General features: G+C 39.6%; 16 protein-coding genes. 12 read left to right on the plus strand and 4 right to left on the minus strand.

Annotation, left to right across the window (positions count from 1 at the left end):
• Positions 1–292 precede the first annotated feature (292 nt).
• Positions 293–1,405, minus strand: a complete 1,113-nt coding sequence (locus tag JWQ54_RS27945; protein WP_299591201.1) for an aminotransferase class V-fold PLP-dependent enzyme — start codon at positions 1,403–1,405, stop codon at positions 293–295.
• 287 nt (positions 1,406–1,692) lie between these two features.
• Positions 1,693–3,162 (minus strand): S41 family peptidase, encoded by a 1,470-nt coding sequence (locus JWQ54_RS27950; protein ID WP_299591203.1) that lies wholly within the window; start codon positions 3,160–3,162, stop codon positions 1,693–1,695.
• Between the two features lie 120 nt (positions 3,163–3,282).
• Here JWQ54_RS27950 and mqnE point away from each other — a divergent pair, with 120 nt between their 5' ends.
• The 3 genes from mqnE (at position 3,283) to JWQ54_RS27965 (ending at position 5,976) form a co-directional block, all read left to right on the plus strand.
• Positions 3,283–4,476, plus strand: coding sequence for an aminofutalosine synthase MqnE (mqnE, locus tag JWQ54_RS27955; RefSeq protein WP_299591205.1), 1,194 nt, complete (start codon positions 3,283–3,285; stop codon positions 4,474–4,476).
• A 128-nt stretch (positions 4,477–4,604) separates the two neighbouring features.
• Positions 4,605–5,222 carry a histidine phosphatase family protein gene (locus tag JWQ54_RS27960; RefSeq protein WP_299591207.1) on the plus strand — a complete coding sequence of 206 codons (618 nt, stop codon included), beginning with the start codon at positions 4,605–4,607 and terminating at the stop codon, positions 5,220–5,222.
• Positions 5,223–5,229: 7 nt separating this feature from the next.
• Positions 5,230–5,976, plus strand: a complete 747-nt coding sequence (locus JWQ54_RS27965) for a menaquinone biosynthetic enzyme MqnA/MqnD family protein (protein WP_299591209.1) — start codon at positions 5,230–5,232, stop codon at positions 5,974–5,976.
• A gap of 12 nt (positions 5,977–5,988) precedes the next feature.
• On the opposite strand, the gene JWQ54_RS27970 is transcribed toward JWQ54_RS27965, so the two are convergent.
• The gene (locus tag JWQ54_RS27970; RefSeq protein ID WP_299591211.1) at positions 5,989–7,122 is read right to left on the minus strand and encodes a glycosyltransferase family 2 protein; all 1,134 of its coding nucleotides are present in this window, start codon (positions 7,120–7,122) and stop codon (positions 5,989–5,991) included.
• 126 nt (positions 7,123–7,248) lie between these two features.
• Here JWQ54_RS27970 and JWQ54_RS27975 point away from each other — a divergent pair, with 126 nt between their 5' ends.
• The 3 genes from JWQ54_RS27975 to JWQ54_RS27985 all read left to right on the plus strand — a co-directional run bounded on the left by JWQ54_RS27975 (position 7,249) and on the right by JWQ54_RS27985 (position 11,452).
• Positions 7,249–8,058 carry an SDR family oxidoreductase gene (locus JWQ54_RS27975; protein ID WP_299591213.1) on the plus strand — a complete coding sequence of 270 codons (810 nt, stop codon included), beginning with the start codon at positions 7,249–7,251 and terminating at the stop codon, positions 8,056–8,058.
• A gap of 349 nt (positions 8,059–8,407) precedes the next feature.
• Positions 8,408–8,884: a hypothetical protein gene (locus JWQ54_RS27980; protein ID WP_299591215.1), complete on the plus strand. Its 477-nt coding sequence runs from the start codon at positions 8,408–8,410 to the stop codon at positions 8,882–8,884.
• Positions 8,885–9,259: 375 nt separating this feature from the next.
• Positions 9,260–11,452 carry a bifunctional alpha,alpha-trehalose-phosphate synthase (UDP-forming)/trehalose-phosphatase gene (locus JWQ54_RS27985; protein WP_299591217.1) on the plus strand — a complete coding sequence of 731 codons (2,193 nt, stop codon included), beginning with the start codon at positions 9,260–9,262 and terminating at the stop codon, positions 11,450–11,452.
• A 56-nt stretch (positions 11,453–11,508) separates the two neighbouring features.
• Here the strand turns inward: JWQ54_RS27985 and JWQ54_RS27990 are convergent, their stop codons facing one another.
• A complete protein-coding gene (locus JWQ54_RS27990) occupies positions 11,509–13,293 on the minus strand; it encodes a glycoside hydrolase family 15 protein (protein ID WP_299591219.1) in 1,785 nt (594 codons plus the stop codon).
• Positions 13,294–13,589: 296 nt separating this feature from the next.
• Between JWQ54_RS27990 and JWQ54_RS27995 the strand changes: the two genes are divergently transcribed.
• The 6 genes from JWQ54_RS27995 (at position 13,590) to gyrA (ending at position 20,099) form a co-directional block, all read left to right on the plus strand.
• Positions 13,590–14,225: a peroxiredoxin gene (locus JWQ54_RS27995; RefSeq protein ID WP_299591220.1), complete on the plus strand. Its 636-nt coding sequence runs from the start codon at positions 13,590–13,592 to the stop codon at positions 14,223–14,225.
• A gap of 143 nt (positions 14,226–14,368) precedes the next feature.
• The gene (locus JWQ54_RS28000) at positions 14,369–14,566 is read left to right on the plus strand and encodes a cold-shock protein (protein WP_091142652.1); all 198 of its coding nucleotides are present in this window, start codon (positions 14,369–14,371) and stop codon (positions 14,564–14,566) included.
• Positions 14,567–14,676: 110 nt separating this feature from the next.
• Complete coding sequence (locus JWQ54_RS28005; protein ID WP_299591222.1) at positions 14,677–15,909, plus strand: MFS transporter; 1,233 nt, start codon at positions 14,677–14,679, stop codon at positions 15,907–15,909.
• Between the two features lie 98 nt (positions 15,910–16,007).
• Positions 16,008–16,922 carry an oxygen-dependent coproporphyrinogen oxidase gene (gene hemF / locus JWQ54_RS28010; protein ID WP_299591224.1) on the plus strand — a complete coding sequence of 305 codons (915 nt, stop codon included), beginning with the start codon at positions 16,008–16,010 and terminating at the stop codon, positions 16,920–16,922.
• A gap of 51 nt (positions 16,923–16,973) precedes the next feature.
• Positions 16,974–17,384, plus strand: coding sequence for a hypothetical protein (locus JWQ54_RS28015; RefSeq protein WP_299591226.1), 411 nt, complete (start codon positions 16,974–16,976; stop codon positions 17,382–17,384).
• A gap of 171 nt (positions 17,385–17,555) precedes the next feature.
• Complete coding sequence (gene gyrA, locus JWQ54_RS28020; RefSeq protein ID WP_299591228.1) at positions 17,556–20,099, plus strand: DNA gyrase subunit A; 2,544 nt, start codon at positions 17,556–17,558, stop codon at positions 20,097–20,099.
• The last annotated feature ends 3 nt before the right edge of the window (positions 20,100–20,102 follow it).

A 20,102-nucleotide genomic window follows, 5' to 3' on the forward strand; every position in this document is an offset into this window, starting at 1 on the left:
CCATATTTGGCCTGCAAATCCCGGTAAGATACTCCACCTTTTAAATACTCTGAAACGATGGCTGACTTGTTTATATTATGATTCATCTTTCCACTGTTTATTTGTCAACCTATTTTAGGGAAAGTCAAACGGAACACCTGGTACAAAGTGGAACGTGCTGATTATCAGAAACTTTGCCTTTCATTAAGGATTAAATAAATGTAAATAGCTGATAATCAATAACTATGCTGCCAACCTTATCGAACTCACGTTAATTTAAGGCTTTTTGCTTTCGGCTTTCCGCTTTTAGGACCTATAGCGCTCGCTCCAAATCAGCAATTAAATCGTCAATATGCTCCAGTCCGACAGATACCCTTAATAAATTAAAAGGTGTTTTGGTATCCGGCCCTTCAACTGTGGCGCGATGCTCTATTAAGCTTTCGACACCGCCTAAGCTGGTGGCTTTGGTAAATATTTTCAGTCCGTTTATTACCCTGCGAGCCTCTGCTTCACCGCCTTTTAAGGTAAATGAAAGCATACCGCCAAAAGCCGACATCTGCTCTTTGGCTATAACATGCTGCGGATGGGATGGTAAACCCGGGTACATTACCTCCTCTACTTTGGGATGTTTTTCCAAAAATTCAGCCAGTAATTGTGCGTTATGCACGTGGCCACGCATGCGGTAAGGCAGTGTTTTTATACTTCGTGTAAGCATGTAGCAATCCATTGGGGAGGGGATAGCGCCGCCCATTTCCTGCACCTGGCGGATCTTTAACCACCAATCGTTTTTTTCTTTGGTAATCAGCGCGCCGCCCATCAGGTCGCTATGTCCACCAAAATATTTGGTGGCAGAGTGCATCACCAAATCAGCACCTAAAGCAAGCGGTTGCTGGCAAACTGGCGTTGCAAATGTATTATCACAGGCTACTTTTATGCCTTTTGCTTTAGCTATGGCAACCACCTTTTTAATGTCTGTTATTTTAAGCAGCGGGTTTGACGGCGTTTCAATCCAAATCAAACCTGTTTCGGGCTTTATGTGGCTTTGTAAATCTTCCGGGTTATTTACATCTATAAAATCAAAAGTTAATATCCCCGCAAAAAGGTTTTTAAGCTGGTTGCGCAAACCGTGGTACATATCATCGGGCCCAATAATGTGTGTACCCGGCGCCAGTGACTGAAAAACCGACATCCCGGCAGCATTACCTGATGAGAATGAAGCGGCATCAGCACCACCTTCCAGCTTAGCCAGCACATTTTCAAGCAAAGCCCGGTTAGGATTGCTCGACCGGCTGTAAATATGCCCCCCCGGAAATGTGCCATCAACAGCCCGCTCAAACGTAGTAGATAGTATAATGGGTTGTATTACCGCTTTGGATGTTTCATCAACATGGTTGCCGGCGTGGATGGCGATGGTTTCGATTTTCATAGAAATAATTTTGCACAAACTTAAAACTTCTTATCAATTTTTATGAATCGACCTTTTTTCGGAAAGAAAATAAATCGTTGAATCTATTATTTGCGTTTCAATGTTTGACCACTCGCACCATTATCATTTACAATTCTATTTTTACGCGTATTGGAAGTCTTATTTTGACGGCGCACTGATAGGGGCCATGTTAGTTTTTGGTTTATACTATGCAAATATTTATATCGGTGAACGGGTAAATACAGGGAAGAAGCCAACGACTTAAGCAAAGATTCCGTTTCCTAATATTATTTACTTTGGATCCAGTCTGTAGCTGCCTTTATAGTGGCATCGTCACCATTTTCTTTGGCTTCTTTTATAACCACATCAGGCTCTATTTTACCCAAATACTCCTTTTTATTTCTATCGGCGGCATAACTGCTGGCTAAATAAAGATAGGCCCCTGTTGACAGTTTAAACCCACGGTTAGCGCTAGTGTAACCACCGGTTGGCTGTCCAAAAAGCTTCACGTTCGTTTTGCCGATAAAGCAAATGGTAGTCATTTCTCCGCTGCTTGCAGTTTCCGGCCCGGTTAAAACAGCTATTTTAGAACCAGGATTTTTAACAGCATATGCATCTGAAACCTTTGCTGTAGTTGCAGCTCCATTCGTTACTTTCCCATCTTTATACATCCATGGTGTACTTTTATTGGTTTCCGGCGAAACAAAATACCCCAATGTACCATTGCCAATTATTGGGCCAAGTCCGGCAATCATGGGATGCATATTGCCACCGTTATCATGTCGCAGATCAACAATCCATCCCGAAATATCATTTTTAGTATCAAGTTCGCTGATCATTTTTTGAATCTTTCCGGCAAAAGCTGCAGATGCTGTATCGCTTGTTGATGCAAAGCCCGGCACCCATATATAACCAATATTACCTGGTAGTAACTTTGTATAGGGCTGCCGTGTATCGGCATTTTGTTTTGCATAGCTAACTGCACTTACTTTTGATTGAATAAACGAATGGTTATCGCCGGTAACCCTCAATTCGCTAATGATATACGCCGTTAAGAGTTGTGCATCATCAATTGTTTTTATCCCACCTGCCAGCTTGTCAATATTTGCCTCAATACTCGCCCAGTTTAATTTTTCAGTGTATATTGAATATTTTTTTACGATGCCGGCAAACTCTTCTATATACTGCTTAACATCATTTGATGGTGGCGCAGTTTGGAATGGGAGATCCCCCATACTAAATTCATCATACCAAACAGCACCTTCACCAATCAAATAGCCACCAACCAATATTTTCTTAGCATTACTATTTACGGCTATTGATATGGTATATTTATTCCAGTCATTATTTTGTGGTGTTACAGTCTTTGAATCTATACTTTGTGTACCAATAATACGGTTATCCTTGTCCTTTACCTGGCAATACAAAGCGGCCGTTCCCTTAATATTTTCGGTTTTAACATATACTGAAAATGTGATGATCTTTAGCTGGTCAACACTTGTGTCAAATGTTTGTGAGAATATACTATAGGTAGCAGGATTAATATTTTGTCCGCTTTTTATACTAAACGAGCTTGTACCGGCAAACTTTATATTTTCATCAAGTGAGGTCGTAAATTCATCGGCATGTTTAATTATCCAGTTTGCAGGTAGTGAGTTTAACGAATCACTCTTTAATTCAAATCCGGGATTTTTTATTTGGGCGGATACATTTGAGTATAGTATAATTGAACAGCAGGCAATTAACAGTTTTTTCATAAGGAAACATTGAGTTTTAAAGGTATCTACATATTGAACAATAAAAAGAAACATTATACTGATTAATGTTGCACCACGATTACACGAACATTTCCTATTTTTGCCAAAAGTAATTTTTGAATGGAAGCTGAAAGTAACCTGCTTATATTATTGCAGAATCCGAACTTATCTGCCGGTTTGAAACAAATTGCCGAAAAAGTGCTTAGTGGTGAGCGGGTTTCTTTTGATGAAGGTGTTTTGTTGTATGAAGAGGGTGAATTAGGATATCTTGGGGTTTTGGCCAATTATATCCGCGAAAAGCGGCACGGCAATAAAACCTATTTCAACCGTAATTTCCATATCGAGCCAACTAACCTTTGTGTTTACGACTGTAAATTTTGTTCATACTCCCGTTTGATCAAACAAAAATCAGAAGGGTGGGAGTACACCATGGACGAAATGATGGACATCGTAAAAAAATACGATAATGAGCCGGTTACAGAAGTGCACATTGTTGGCGGTGTACTGCCGCAATATGATGTTGCCTTTTACAGTGAACTGTTCAGCAAAATAAAAGCTCACAGGCCTGGATTGCATGTTAAAGCCTTAACCCCCGTTGAATACCATTATATTTTCAAGAAGGCTAAGATTGACTATGCCACAGGTATGCGCCTGATGCTTGAGGCCGGGCTTGAATCAATCCCCGGCGGCGGCGCCGAGATCTTCCACCCCGAAATAAGAGAGCAGATCGCCAAAGATAAATGTACCGGCGACCAATGGCTGGCGATCCACGAGGAATGGCATAAGCTGGGTGCTCGTTCAAACGCTACCATGTTATATGGCCATATTGAAAAATACTGGCACCGTGTTGACCATATGGAACGCCTTCGCGAGCTACAGGACAGAACAGGGGGGTTCCAAACATTTATCCCGCTTAAGTTCCGGAACCAGGATAACCAGATGTCGCATGTGCCAGAATCAACCGTTGTTGAGGATCTGCGAAATTATGCAATAGCACGCATCTACCTGGATAACTTTGATCACATAAAAGCTTACTGGGCAATGATAAGCCGAACCACCGCACAATTATCTTTAAACTTTGGTGTGGATGATATTGACGGCACGCTTGACGACACCACTAAAATCTACTCGATGGCGGGCGCAGAAGAGCAACACCCCGGCATGAGCACCAAGCAATTGGTTGAGCTGATAAAGAACGTAGGCAGGGAACCTATTGAAAGGGATACCCTGTACAATGTGGTTACTGACTATACAAACTTTGAATTTCCGCAGGAAGCAAAGCCGCAATTTTATAAGCTACCGGTAATAAATTAGTCATTGGTCATTGTGTCATTAGTCATTGGGAGCTTTGGAATGAATAATCATCCAAAAACTAATGACCAATGACAGCGCAGCGAAATGACCAATGAACTAATGACAGCGCAGCGAAATGACCAATGACAATGACTAAAACACTATATATCGTCCGTCATGGACAAACTGATCTGAATAAACGGGGTATTGTACAGGGCCGGGGAATGAATACCGACCTGAATGATGAGGGCCGTAAACAAGCCGGCCAGTTTTTTGCCGCTTATAAACAGGTTCCGTTTGATAAAATTTATATTTCGGAGCTTAAGCGTACACAGCAAAGTATCCAGCAATTTATCGACCAGGGCATCCCATTCGAAAAGTTACCGGGACTGGATGAGCTTGCCTGGGGAATTCACGAAGGGCAGCCTGCGACAACTGAAAATAAAGCTGCGTTCCTGCAGATAATGCGCGACTGGCTGGATGGCAAATTAGATTGCAAGTTTGAAGGCGGCGAAAGCCCTAATGAAGTAAAGGCAAGGCAGATTGAAGCCCTAAAAGTTATTATGAGCCATCCCGAAGAAGAAACTGTGCTTATTTGCATGCATGGCCGGGCAATGCGTTTACTTTTGTGCCTGCTAACCGAAAGGCCGCTTACTGAAATGGACACCTTTCCACACCAGAACCTGGTTTTATATAAAGTTACTTATGATGGCGATAAATACGAAATAGTTGATTTTAACAACGCCGAACATCTAAAAAACAGCTAGAACTACCTTGAATACTAAAATAAGAATATCCGCAGTTAGCTATACCAATACCAAACCCTTTTTATATGGCATCCAGCACAGCGACATTATCAATAGGATAGACCTGAGCCTTGATATGCCATCAGACTGTGCCCAAAAATTGATAGATGATAAGGTTGATATCGGCCTGATCCCGGTTGCCGCTATATTGAGCCTGCCACAATGGGAAATTGTTTCCGATTACTGCATAGGAGCGTCAGGACCTGTAAATTCTGTATTTATTTTTAGCAATTGCGAGGTAAAAGATATCAAAACATTGCAGCTTGACCCTGAGTCGCGCTCATCTAATAATTTAGCAATGGTGTTGCTGAAGAATTATTGGAGAGCAGATCATCAGATGATTAAGAACGCACCTGATTATGCATCTTCAAATGATCCATATACCGCCTTTGTACAAATAGGCGATCGCACCTTTGGTAAAAAACAGCACTATAAGTACGTGTATGACCTTGCTGAAGAATGGCAAAAATTTACCGGTCTGCCATTTGTTTTTGCAGCCTGGGTTGCCAACAAACCTATCCCGGCCGATTTTATGGATGGGTTTAACAAGGCGCTGAAATCAGGGCTTGATCATCGTACGGAACTACTAAAGGAACTGCCCCAAAGAGCAGACTTTGACCTGGATGATTATTTAATGCACAAGCTTGATTTTGATTTGACAGAGGATAAGAAGAAAGCTTTGCATTTGTTTCATGATTATATAAAGGCATTGTAGAGTTGACATCACCTAATTTTTATCTCTAAGCATTTTAAGCGAATAAAAGTTGTCGCGCCAGTATATGCCACCTTGTTTAACTGTTATTAATGCTGCTCTTAAAAATACATAAGCTACAAAGAAACCGGCAAAAGGAATCATAAAGGCATGCCACCATTTATTAGGCGGAACTATGATCATATAGGTTATATGGAATAATAACATAATGGTCGCCATTAAACGGATTGTTACTGTACCGAAAATAAACATCACAGGCATCGGTAAAGCAATAGCTACTAATATAAATAATACGTTTGCAATGGCTGTAGTAAGTTTATAATTAGCTGCTGCAAACGAATTTTTTAATAACCCATTTCCAAACTGCCGGAGGTTTTTATACCATTCCAAACAAATATATCCCTTACCAGCTAATACATCCTGCCTTAAGTTTGTCAATTTAACCTTCATTCCAAGCTGAAGGTCATCATCAGGTCTTAATTTAATTTTAGTATGCGTACCGATCTTTTCATAGGCATCACGCCTTATTAAGTTGAACGCGCCAACACCTGCAAATGATTTTGATTTTGGATTTTTAGCGTCCCAGGGTTTCATGTGCATCATTAACATTATACAAAATGTGGCAAATACACTGTTTAAAAGAACAGACCTTGATACCATTTCCGGTAAAATGGTAATATGATCCAATTGGTTATTTACCACATAGCCTAATGCCCGGCTAATAGCATCAGGATGAAATACGATATCGGCATCTGTAAAAAGCAGCCATTCTTCTGTGCTGTTTAAGTAGCCCTGGTACAAAGCATTATTTTTGCCCAGCCATCCGCCAGGTAATACATTTATTGTTACTACATTAAGTTGCGGATGGCTTCGTTTAAAATCTTCTAATATTTCGGGGGTACGATCTGTCGACCTGTCATTTACCACAATGATCCGGCAATTTTGATAGTTAATATTACAAAGGCTTTGCAAAGCCTTTGCCAGGTCTTCTTCTTCGTTACGGACTGCAATTATTATTGCAAGGGATGGCTGTTTTTCAATAACAGGTTGTTTACTTAACTGCCTTATTTTCTTGAAACCTATAAGTAAATAAAAATTTAGAAATACTGTTATCGTGCATATTGCCAGGCTGCAATAAAAAAATACCATTGTGATTAGATTTTGGGTAAAGCTAAAAAATATGATTTAGTTATTATCTTAATTCCGGGGATCAATTCACAAAACAATCTTCCACAAATTATATTTGCTTTATATTAAAACTCTTAATTTACAACTATGAATTCATCCCCATCATTAAAAGGCCAATCAGCATTAGTTACCGGTGCTGATAGCGGAATAGGTAAAGGTGTAGCTTTAGCACTGGCACAGGCCGGGGCAAGGGTTGTAATAAATTATGCTCATAACCATGATGCCGCCGTAGAAACGGTAGATGAAATTAAGGCTACAAGGGGCGAAGCATTTGCTTACCAGGCAGATGTTAGTCATGAAGCTGAAGTGCAGGCCATGTTTGCAGAAATGTTTAAGCAATATGGCACTATTGATATATTGGTAAATAATGCAGGTCTTCAAAAGGACTCAAAGTTTGTTGATATGACGCTTGATCAGTGGAATACTGTCATCGGCATAAACCTTACCGGGCAGTTCTTGTGCTCAAGGGAAGCTGCTAAAGAATTTATCCGTAGGGGAGTGGTTGAAGACAGGAGCAGGGCAGCCGGTAAAATAATCTGCATGAGCAGCGTACACGAGGTTATCCCATGGGCAGGGCATGTAAATTATGCTGCCAGCAAAGGTGGCATCAGCATGTTTATGAAAAGCATAGCCCAGGAACTAGCACCGCATAAAATACGGGTTGTCGGGATAGGTCCGGGTGCTATTCAAACACCTATTAATAAAGCAGCCTGGGATACGCCGGAAGCTTTGGAGAAATTATTAATGCTGATCCCCTACAACCGCATAGGCAAACCTGAAGACATTGGCAAGCTAGCCACCTGGCTGGCATCAGACGATGCCGACTACATTACTGGCACCACTATATTTATGGATGGCGGTATGACCTTGTATCCGGGCTTTGCTGACAATGGGTGAGGTTAGTGAGTGGTTGATTAAGTTAACATGTGGTGTTACTTGTTGATTATTTAAACAGGATCTTTTCTTCAAAGTATTCCAACCTGATCAACTCAATCCAATCTAATCAACCAATTCAACCAAAATCCACGTTAACTTTGTGTAAAAAAGCCGTTACTTAATCGTGGAGGGCTTTTTTCGTGCTTTTTTTGATTTACATATTGTAAAAAATACACTAAGTAGGTTATGAAAATTTAAATTTATTATCAAAAAAGGTCTATAATTATAAAATATTCATAAAAATTAAATTTAATAGTTACAAATGGCAACATTTTGTTATTTTTGTTGCGGATTTAAAATTTAACATAACATGAAAAAAATATTTTTAACTATTGCAACTGCTGCTTTGTTCAGCGTTAGCGTATTTGCTGCTGATGGCGGTAAAAAAATTGAAGGTGCTACAGTTTCTTATTCTGTACAACAGGCATTTACTGCAGATTTTGCAAATGCAACCAGTACTGTATGGACTGTAACTAAAAACTGCCAAAAAGCTGATTTCCTTATCGATGGCGTTAAGAAAACTGCATTCTACAATTTAGCCGGTGATTTTTTAGGTACTACTCAAACTACCATTTATAAAGCTATCCCTGCTAAATCACAAAAAATGATTGCTGATAACTATAAAGGTTATACAGCTGGTGAGGTTATAGTTTACCAGGCAAACGAAGCTTTGAACAACGATATTGAAGCAACTTCATACTTTGTTGATTTAAAAAGCGCCGACCACGAAATATTGGTAAGGGTTGCAAACTCAGGAAACGTTGAGTTTTTTAAACAGGTAAAATAAATACCAAATAAAAATTGCTGTAAAGCCATCTGCAATTTGCAGGTGGCTTTTTTATTTTTTAGGCACCCATTTTTTTGAATTTCATGATCTTGTTCATCAATCTAATGAACACTATTGATAAATTATCCCGGCTCATAGAGCCTTAGCTGCACCAGTTCTTCTGCCTGGATTAAATATTTTATCCTGTTGCAAATGACCTTTTTATTTAAAAAAATGCTTTAAAAGGTACAAAAATGCAATATTTTTAAAACAACTTGTGGCTATAAACCTTATTAGATAGGCACTAATTAGACGAACTATTCTCTAATTACATGAAGGTCACAAATCAATCTGTGCAAATTCATGCATTGGTGTCTTTTTAATTAATAAGTTTCTATGTCAAAAACAATAATAGTTTCAAACAGGTTGCCCGTTAAAATTTCAAAAACAGGTGAGGAATACATATCATCTCCAAGTGAAGGCGGATTAGCTACAGGTTTAGGATCGATCTATAAAAAAGGAAATAATAAATGGATAGGGTGGCCCGGGGTTGAAATTACCGAACAGGAAGATCAGCATATTATAACTAATCAACTGGCCGACTTAAGTTTAGTACCCGTATTTTTAGACCAGGAAGAGATCAATCAATATTATGAGGGTTTCAGTAACGAAGTTTTGTGGCCCATATTTCATTACTATACTTCAACCTATGCCGTTTATAAGGAATCAAACTGGGACTATTATAATGCTGTAAATCAAAAATTTAAAGATGCCATTTTAGCAATTGCAGAACCCGGCGATGTTATATGGATCCACGATTACCAATTATTATTATTACCCCAGTTAGTAAGGAAGGAGTTGCCCGATGTTTCCATTGGTTTTTTCCTTCATATCCCGTTCCCTTCACACGAAATGTTCAGACTTATACCATGGCGGTATGAGCTGCTTGAAGGAATGTTAGGGGCCGATCTGATCGGCTTTCACACATTTGATGATGTGCGGCATTTTTTAGGTACAGCTACTCGTATATTGCCTGTAAGCTCCTCTGCCAACGTAATTACAAGCGGCGACAGATCGATAGTGGTTGAATCATTCCCGATGGGCATAGATGAAAAAAAATACGCTTCGTTACCACTTGAAAAAGCAGTAATTGAACAGATCAATTTAATAAAGGAAACTTTTAAAAACACCAAGCTTATACTATCTATAGACAGGCTTGATTATAGCAAAGGCATTCTGCAGCGTTTGCAAGCATTTGAGCAATTGCTGCAGATGTATCCGGAATATTGTGAAAAGATAACCATGCACATGATAGTTGTACCATCGCGCGATACTGTGCCTCAATATGCACACCTGCGCGATGAAATTGACAAAAAGGTAGGGAACATTAATGCTATGTACAGGAATATGGAGTGGACGCCGATTCACTACTATTATCGTTCATTCCCAATTGAAACATTATCGGCTTTGTATTATTCGGCAGATGTTTGTTTGGTTAGCCCTATGAGGGATGGCATGAACCTGGTTAGCAAAGAGTATGTGGCCAGCCGCATAAATGATGATGGCGTACTGATATTAAGTGAAATGGCGGGTGCCTCTAAAGAATTAATTGATGCCCTGATAGTAAACCCTAATAATACAAATGAGGTGTGCAACGCAATTATTACCGCAATAAATATGCCTCTGAGCGAACAAAAAAGGCGGATGCAGCAAATGAGGCAGCTGGTTGCCAAATTCAACATAACACATTGGGTAAAAATATTTACTGACAGGCTAAAAGAAGTTAAACAGATGCAGCGTTCTATGCAAACCCGGCATGTAAGTTTTGCTACCGAGCAGTCAATAATAAACCGCTACCATAAAACTAAAAAACGGATCATATTTTTAGATTATGATGGTACACTGGTTGATTTTAAATCAAATATTCACCATGCATCACCAGATAAGGAACTTTATTCGATAATTGATAGACTGGCAGAAGACCCTGCCAATATGCTTGTACTGATAAGTGGCCGTAAGCACGAAAATTTGGGCGAATGGTTTGGAGATAAAAATGTATACCTTATTGCCGAGCATGGTTCATGGTTTAAACAACAAAACACTTCCTGGCACAAAATATCCGGCTTGTCTGACAGCTGGAAGCATGATATTTACCCGGTTTTGGAAACCTACGTCGACCGTACGCCAGGATCATTTATAGAGGAAAAAACATATTCATTGGTTTGGCATTACCGTAATGCGCAAAAAGGGCTCGGCGAACTGCGTGCCAATGAGCTGATGAATAATTTAAAGTACCTGGCTAGTGACAAAGGACTGCAGCTTTTACCCGGCGATAAAGTGCTGGAAGTAAAAAACATAGAAATAAATAAGGGGAAAGCCGCCTTAATGCTTATTGAAAAAAACCAATATGATTTTATCATTGCCTTTGGCGATGATTATACAGATGAGGATATTTTTAAAGCGTTACCTGATTCAGCATTGACCATTAAGGTAGGGGGAAACCTTTCGGCTGCGAAATTTTACCTGCGTAACCCGGCAGAGGTAAGGAAATTACTTATTAGCTTTACGGAAGAAGTGCCGGTACATTGAGGAGGAGGTGAAAGGTGAAAATTGAATAGATATTTCACCTTTCGCCTTCACCATTTCTACAAAAATATTGGCCTGTCCAGTTTCATTGCAATACGGTATGCAGCATTCATGAGGCCTACATGGCTATAAGCCTGCGGGAAATTACCCCATTGGCTGCCATCATTTTCGTCAACATCTTCACTGAACAGCAACAGGTGATTTGAATATTTCAGCAGGTTTTCAAACTCGCGCATTGCATCTTCAATCCGGCCAACACTGGCAAGCGCTTCAACATACCAAAATGCGCAGATAAGGAAAGTAGTTTTTGGCTTCCCAAAATCATCTTTGTATAAATACCTGTAAAATAATCCATTAGTAGCTTTTAGCTCTTTCTCTAATGCAATTAGATGATCTTTTGCACGGTCAGACGCGGGATCCAGGTAATTCATCATTATTAGTTGTAGCGTACTTGCGTCAAGGTTTGAGCTGCCTGCCGAATTGGTGTAAACCTTTCTAACTGGGTCATAACAGCTTTCAATATGTTCTGCAGCACGTTTTTTTAGTTTTAGAGCTTTGTCAACAAGTTCCTTATTGTCTATCGTCCTTGCCATCTTTTCGGCCGCAGAAGCGCCGGCCCATTGAAACAAATTACTGTAGCAATGAATGTTAGCCGTATTACGAAACTCCCAGATCCCGGCATCCTTTTCATCAATAGTACGTTCAATTTTACTCAATAAAAACTCTATCCATCTGATAGAGTCTTTCCTTTCAGAAAAAATAAAACGATGATCTGTATATAATGGCAGCATTGATATCATTACCTGCCCATAAATATCATTTTGAATATGTTCATAAGCCTGGTTACCAATACGCACCGGTTGATTTCCCATATAACCTTCAAGGTCATCTAATACAACTTCAATTAAATCCTTTTTACACGTAATACCATATAGTGGCTGGTAACGATCATTCTCATTAAATGAGATATCGGTAACATAGTTAAAATATTTCTCCATTTCTTCAAAATGACCAATGTGGTTAAGTGAGGTTAATACATAATACGTATCCCGCAGCCAGCAATAACGGTAATCCCAATTACGTCCGCTGCCCGGTGATTCGGGCAGACTGGTGGTACTTGCCGCAATTATTGCCCCGGTATCTTCATACTGGTGGATCTTTAAGGCTAATGCCGATCTGATAACAAATGGCTGAAAATAAGTAGCTATGGATGAGTGTTTTATCCATCTTCGCCAGTACTCGATAGTTTCGCGTAAAAAACGTTCGGCAATGCTTATCAAAGCGGCTTCCAGCGGTTCGCCATAGGTAAGCACCAGGTATTTAGGCTCATTTATCACAAATGGCTGCTCGTCAAAAACATAGCTTATAGGTATGTTTGTTGTTAGCCGCATATTCTCATCGCCACCCAAAAATTGGATATGATTACTGCCCCGGTTAACATGCAGCTTCGTTCGCCCATAATCAGATACCGGCTCGCATTTTACAACCACTTGCGGGGATCCCTCCAGTGCTTCAATTTTACGGATCAGCATCAGCGCTTTATAATATCGCTGGTGTTCATAAAAGCGGGGGGCAAAATCGGTTACCCGGTATTTTGCACCTTTAACCGTAGTCATTTCGGTTATAAGTACATTGGTATTCTCCAGGTAATATTGGTGCGATGTGTATTCGTCGGTAGGTAAAATTGAAAATGTGCCGCCCTTTTTTTTATCAAGCAATCCGCCAAAAATAAAAGTGCTGTCAAAGCGGGGCCAGCATAGCCAGTCGATATTCGTATTTTTATTTACATGCGCCAGGTAAGCGCAGTTACCAATTATTCCGGTATCATAGGTGTGTCTTTCCATTTATCAATAGTTTATTGAGCTTTAGCTACAACAGTTTTTTATATAATAAGTTTAAGTTGATTGGGTTTATTAGGTCTGATTGAGTTTAAATTGTTGCAAAGTTTGTAAATGATAGCCAGTTCTTTGAAATCTATCGACCTTTCGGACCTTTCACCAATTTAATTAACCAATCAACTAATAATGTCTACGTAATTGATAGAATATTTTTTCAAACTATTATTGATTAATCAAACAATCACCTACCTTAGTATATTATTTTTTGATAAATATTTTTTGATAAATAAACATTTAATACTATGAGTTTACAACTGGGAGATTTAGCTCCAAACTTTAAGGCAAACACGTCGCAGGGTGAAATTGATTTTTATGAATATCTTGGCGACAGCTGGGGAGTGCTTTTTTCGCACCCGGCAGATTATACACCTGTATGTACTACCGAATTAGGCAAAACGGCTTCACTAAAAAGTGAATTTGATAAACGTAATGTTAAAGTAGTAGCATTAAGTGTTGATTCGGTTGAATCGCACAAAGGCTGGATAAATGATATCAATGAAACACAGGGTGTTGAGGTAAATTTCCCGATAATAGGGGATGAGAACCGCGAAATTGCGCTGGCTTATGACATGATCCACCCAAATGCCTCATTAACAGCTACTGTGCGATCATTATTCGTTATTGCCCCTGATAAAACAATAAAACTTATTATTACTTATCCTGCATCTACGGGCAGAAACTTTCAGGAAATTTTAAGGGTGATAGATTCACTGCAATTGACAGCAAATTACGGCGTGGCAACCCCTGCCGACTGGAAGGATGGTGAAGATGTTGTGGTAGTGCCTGCAATTAAAACAGAAGACATTCCGGCAAAATTTCCGAAAGGTTTTACACAGGTTAAACCCTATTTAAGGTTAACTCCGCAACCAAATAAATAATTTTATTTGGTTATTAATAATTTTATATATTTGAACAGATTGGTTTTTCTGTATCCTTCTGATAATAAATACCATTTTATTCAGTTTGGGTCTGGTTTTTTAATCTCTAACACAATTTTTTAATACAACAATTATAATTATTTATGAAAACTGGAAAAGTAAAATGGTTTAACACACAAAAAGGTTATGGTTTTATTGTTACCGACGATGGTAAAGATCTTTTTGTACACTTTAAGGATGTACAAGGCGGCGTAAACGCCATTAAAGATAACGATAGCGTTACTTACGAAGTGGAAGAAGGTAGAAAAGGATTACAGGCAGTAAATGTAAAAAAAGCATAATTACGGAACACATGTTTCAAAAGCCTCTGCTCCACAGGGGTTTTTTTTTGCTTAATTTTTAAGAAATTATTAATAATTCTGCTACTTTAGCCACCAATTTATCGCAAACTATGACCGATACCACTTCTGCAAAAGCCAAAAGAAATATTATTTTTTTAGTGCTTGTAGCCTCCCTGGGTTACTTTGTTGACATTTATGATCTGCTTGTTTTTTTAATAGTAAGACTTAAAAGTCTTAAAGATATCGGGATAAATGACAAGGACATGCTTGCCAAAGGGCAATTGATAATTAATGTGCAAATGGCCGGCTTATTACTAGGCGGTATAGTATGGGGCATTATAGGTGATAAATTAGGCCGGATTAAAGTTCTTTTTGGTTCTATTTTATTATACTCAGTAGCAAACTTTGCCAATGGTTTTGTTCATGATGTAAACACTTATGCAATTATTCGCTTTATAGCCGGATTAGGCCTTGCCGGCGAGTTGGGCGCCGGAATTACCCTGGTTAGCGAAACTTTGAGCAAGGAAAACAGAGGGTATGGCACGATGATAGTTGCTGTAATTGGTTTATTAGGAACCACGGCCGCTTTTTTTGCCGCAAAATTTGGCTGGCGCAATGCATATTTTATAGGTGGGGGACTAGGCATAGTTTTACTTTTATTAAGAATAGGCACCTTTGAATCCGGTATGTATAAAAACATCGAGCAAACCAAGATATCAAAAGGTAATTTTTTTATACTTTTTAACAATTGGGAACGGTTTAAAAAATATTTGTTTTGCATACTTATAGGCGCCCCTTTATGGTATGTAGTTGGAGTTTTTATTGGCTTTTGTGACCAATTTGGTAAAGCATTGGGCGCTAAGGCACTGTTAAGTCCGGCAGATGGGGTGTTTTATAGCTACATAGGTATTGCAATAGGTGATATTTTTGCCGGATTACTTGCACAAGTCACTAAATCCAGGAAATTTACCATGATGGTTTTCCTGATTTTATCAGTAATTAGTGTAACATTTTACTTAAGTGCCACAGGAATTACTTCAGAGCAATTTAAATGGCTTGCATTCTTTATGGGATGTTCTGTGGGCTATTGGGCTACGTTTGTTACTATCGCCTCAGAGCAGTTTGGCACTAATATCCGCTCAACAGTAACTACTACAGTTCCAAATTTTGTTCGGGGTTCATTAATACCAATCACACTCGGCTTTAATGCATTAGTAACTCATAACGGTATCCTCAAAAGCGGCTACATTATGATGGGCATATTAACAATTATTGCCCTATTCGCGCTAAGTCAATTAAAGGAAACGTTTGGTAAGGACCTGAATTATTTGGAGATAAATTAAAAAGGTTACAGAGGTTACCATCGTTATAGGGTATTTAGATTATTCCTTTAGTTTAGGCCAGGTAAGTTTTTCCAACTTTTACAATTAAATTTGCCCTGATGATTAGCAAAGAACAAATAGCTGCTGAATACCAGCTGATACAGGATGAAATTTGCGCAGCACTTGAGCAATGTGACGGATTAGCGCATTTTGAAGAAGAAAAATGGGAGCGGGAAGGAGGTGGAGGCGGCCGCACCCGGATTATTCAAAATGGAAAGATCTTTGAAAAAGGTGGAGTGAATTTTTCTGCAGTGCATGGCCAATTGCCGCATACCATGAAAAAGGCTCTAAATGTTGACCAGGACGATTTTTTTGCAACCGGCGTATCAATAGTGATCCATCCTAATCATCCTATGGTGCCCATCATCCATATGAATATCCGTTATTTTGAGATGCCATCGTCTTTTGGCGATGATCATGAGCCGGTAAGATGGTTTGGCGGTGGAATAGACCTTACACCTCATTATGTTATTGATTGGGATGCACAATATTTTCACGCTTATTTAAAATCGGTTTGCGATAGGTTTAACCATAATTTTTATCATCGGTTTAAAACCTGGGCCGATGACTATTTTTTTATCAAACACCGTAATGAAACCCGTGGAGTAGGGGGCATTTTTTACGACCGCTTAACAGCAAGCGACGAATTTACCTGGGAAACTATTTTTGAGTTTTCAAAAACCCTGGGGCGTTCATTTATCCCGATATATACCGAGTTGGTTAAACGTAACCGCGATACCACGTTTACCGAACAGCAGCAGCTTTGGCAATACCAGCGACGCAGCCGGTACGCCGAATTTAACCTGGTATATGACGCAGGCACTAAATTTGGGCTGGAAACAAATGGCCGGATAGAATCTATACTGATGAGCCTGCCGCCAACTGCAAAATGGGTTTACAATTACCAGCCGGAGCCTGGCAGCGAAGAAGAAAGAACTTTATCATTGTTAAAAAAAGGCATTAATTGGGTTTGATAGTCATCAGGCATTTGCAATATGTACCCCTAATTTGGGTTATATCTAAATATGAGTATAGAAATAATTTATAAAACCAGTTGCCTGGTGATTTTAAGCTTAGTTATTACCTCATTTAATTACTCAAATCCACTTAAAGGCACTTGGGAATATTGCGGCGATGTATTTAACGGGAAGGTTGAAAATGCCCCAACGGAGTACACTTTACAAAGAAAATATTCTTCAAAAACCTATGAATCGTTTTTGCTTGAAAAAGGTGAAAAACCTCAAAAGTATGAAGCGGGAGATTATACTATAAATGCCGATACCTGTATTGAAACACAAACCTTTAGTGCCCAGGAATCAAAGCTGGTAGGGGTAAACATCCATTACCTTTATTCAATCCGGAATGATACCCTTACACTCAGCGGGACCTTGCCAAACGGTAATATTGTAAAAGAGTTTTGGAAGAAGACGAAGTAGTTTGAATATAAGAAATCAGAAAATTTTTTGGTGAATAACTACTCATCAATGCCACACATATTTGTTACCAAAAATGGCATGGTTAACCATTAATTTTCTTAACTTCGCGGGTGGTTTAAAAACACTTTTTTAAACACACAATTATAGAGAAGATCCTACAGAAAAATAAAAATGGCCGAAGAAACAGGAAACGGAAACACACCACCAGAAGACAGAATAATTTCGATAAATATTGATGAAGAAATGCGGGCAGCCTACATTGATTATTCAATGTCGGTTATCGTATCAAGGGCATTGCCTGATGTACGCGATGGTTTAAAACCCGTTCACAGGCGCGTATTATATGGCATGCTTGACCTGGGTTTAAGCAATAACAAGCCCTATAAAAAATCAGCCCGTATAGTGGGCGAGGTGCTGGGTAAGTATCACCCGCATGGCGATACATCAGTTTATGATGCTATGGTACGTATGGCGCAGGACTGGAGCTTGCGCTACCCCTTTGTTGAGGGGCAGGGTAACTACGGTTCAATTGATGGTGACCAGCCCGCGGCGATGCGTTATACAGAAGCAAGGCTTGAAAAGATAGCAGAGGAAATGCTTGCTGATATTAACAAAGACACTATTGATTTCCAATTAAACTTTGACGACTCGTTACAGGAACCAACGGTTTTACCGGCCAAGTTTCCTAATTTGCTGGTTAACGGAGCATCAGGTATCGCGGTAGGTATGGCCACAAATATGGCACCGCACAACCTTACCGAGGTGGTTAACGCCACCCTGGCGCTGATTGATAACCGCCAAATTACAATCGATGAGTTGATGGTGCATATTAAAGGTCCTGATTTTCCAACGGGGGCAATTATATATGGATTTGAGGGTGCACGCCAGGCTTTTGAAACCGGCCGCGGCAGAATAGTTATCCGCTCAAGGGCTGAAATTGAAATTTATAACAGCGACCGCGAGCGTATCATCGTATCCGAAATTCCTTACCAGATAAATAAGGCGCTGATGATTGAGCGTACTGCCGAGTTGGTTAATGATAAAAAGATTGAAGGTATTTCTGCCATCCGGGATGAATCTAACCGCGAAGGGATCCGCGTTGTTTATGAAATAAAACGCGACGCCAACGCGGCTATCGTACTAAATAACCTATACAAACAAACCGCGCTTCAAACATCATTCAGTATAAACAATATTGCGCTGGTACACGGCAGGCCAATGCTGCTTAACCTGAAAGACCTGATCCATCACTTTGTTGAGCACAGGCATGAGGTGGTAATCCGCCGCGCCAAATTCGAGCTTTCAGAAGCTGAAAAACGCGCACATATCCTGGAAGGCTTGCTGATAGCTTTAGATCACCTGGATGAAGTAATAAAACTGATAAGGGCTTCAAATACGCCGGATGACGCGAGGGAAGGTTTAATTACCCAGTTTGGATTAAGTGACTTACAGGCACGTGCCATCCTGGATATGACCTTAAGAAGGTTAACCGGACTTGAGCGCGATAAGATTAAAGACGAATACGAAAGCCTGATGAAATTAATTGATTATTTGAAATCAATTTTGGACGATGAAGGCTTAAGGATGCAGATAATTAAAGATGAGCTTATTGAGATCCGTGATAAATATGGCGATGAACGTAAAACCGAAATGGTACACTCATCGGCCGAGATGAATACGGAGGATTTTATTGAGGATGAGGATGTTGTAATTACCATATCACGTGAGGGATACATCAAGCGCACACCTTTAACCGAATACCGCAGGCAGGGCAGGGGTGGCAAAGGCGCAATAGGCAGTAATAGCCGCGATGCTGATTTTATTGAGCATCTGCTGATTGCATCAAACCACAATTACATGCTCTTCTTTACCGAATCTGGTCAATGTTTCTGGCTTAGGGTATTTGAAATTCCGGAAGGAACCCGCACATCAAAAGGCAGGGCTATCCAGAATATTATTAATATCCCGAAAGAAGAAAATATTAAGGCTTATATTAAGCTGATTAGTTTGAAGGATAAGGAATACCTGGAAAACAACTTTATAATTATGTGTACCAAAAAGGGTACCATTAAAAAGACATCACTCGAAGCTTATTCACGTCCGCGTGCAAATGGTATAAATGCAATAAATATTAATGAAGGCGATTCATTATTAGAGGCAAGCTTAACCAGCGGCACAAGCGAAATTGTAATGGCATTAAAATCTGGCCGCGCAATCAGGTTCAATGAGTCAACAGTAAGGCCAATGGGTCGCACCGCAACCGGTGTTCGTGGTATTACACTTGAAAACGCCGATGATGAAGTTGTAGGTATGATCAGTATTGATAACCCGGAAACAACTGTATTGGTAGTATCAGAAAAAGGTTATGGAAAACGTACCGATATTGATGATTACAGGGTAACTAACCGTGGCGGTAAAGGTGTAAAAACTTTAAATATTACTGATAAAACCGGAAAACTTGTTGCCATAAAAGGTGTTACAGATAATGAGGACCTGATGATCATCAATAAATCTGGCGTTATAATAAGGATAGCTATAAGTGAGCTAAGAACTATGGGAAGAGCTACCCAGGGCGTAAGGTTAATAACCCTCAAAGGGAATGATGAAATAGCATCAGTAGCAAAAATTGAGCATGATGAGGATGAAGAAAAAGAAATAGATGAAAATGCTGAAGACACCGGCACCGAGCCGGCTGCCGATGATATAAATGAATAATAA

The organism is Mucilaginibacter sp. (assembly GCF_028288225.1).
Lineage (GTDB): Bacteria > Bacteroidota > Bacteroidia > Sphingobacteriales > Sphingobacteriaceae > Mucilaginibacter.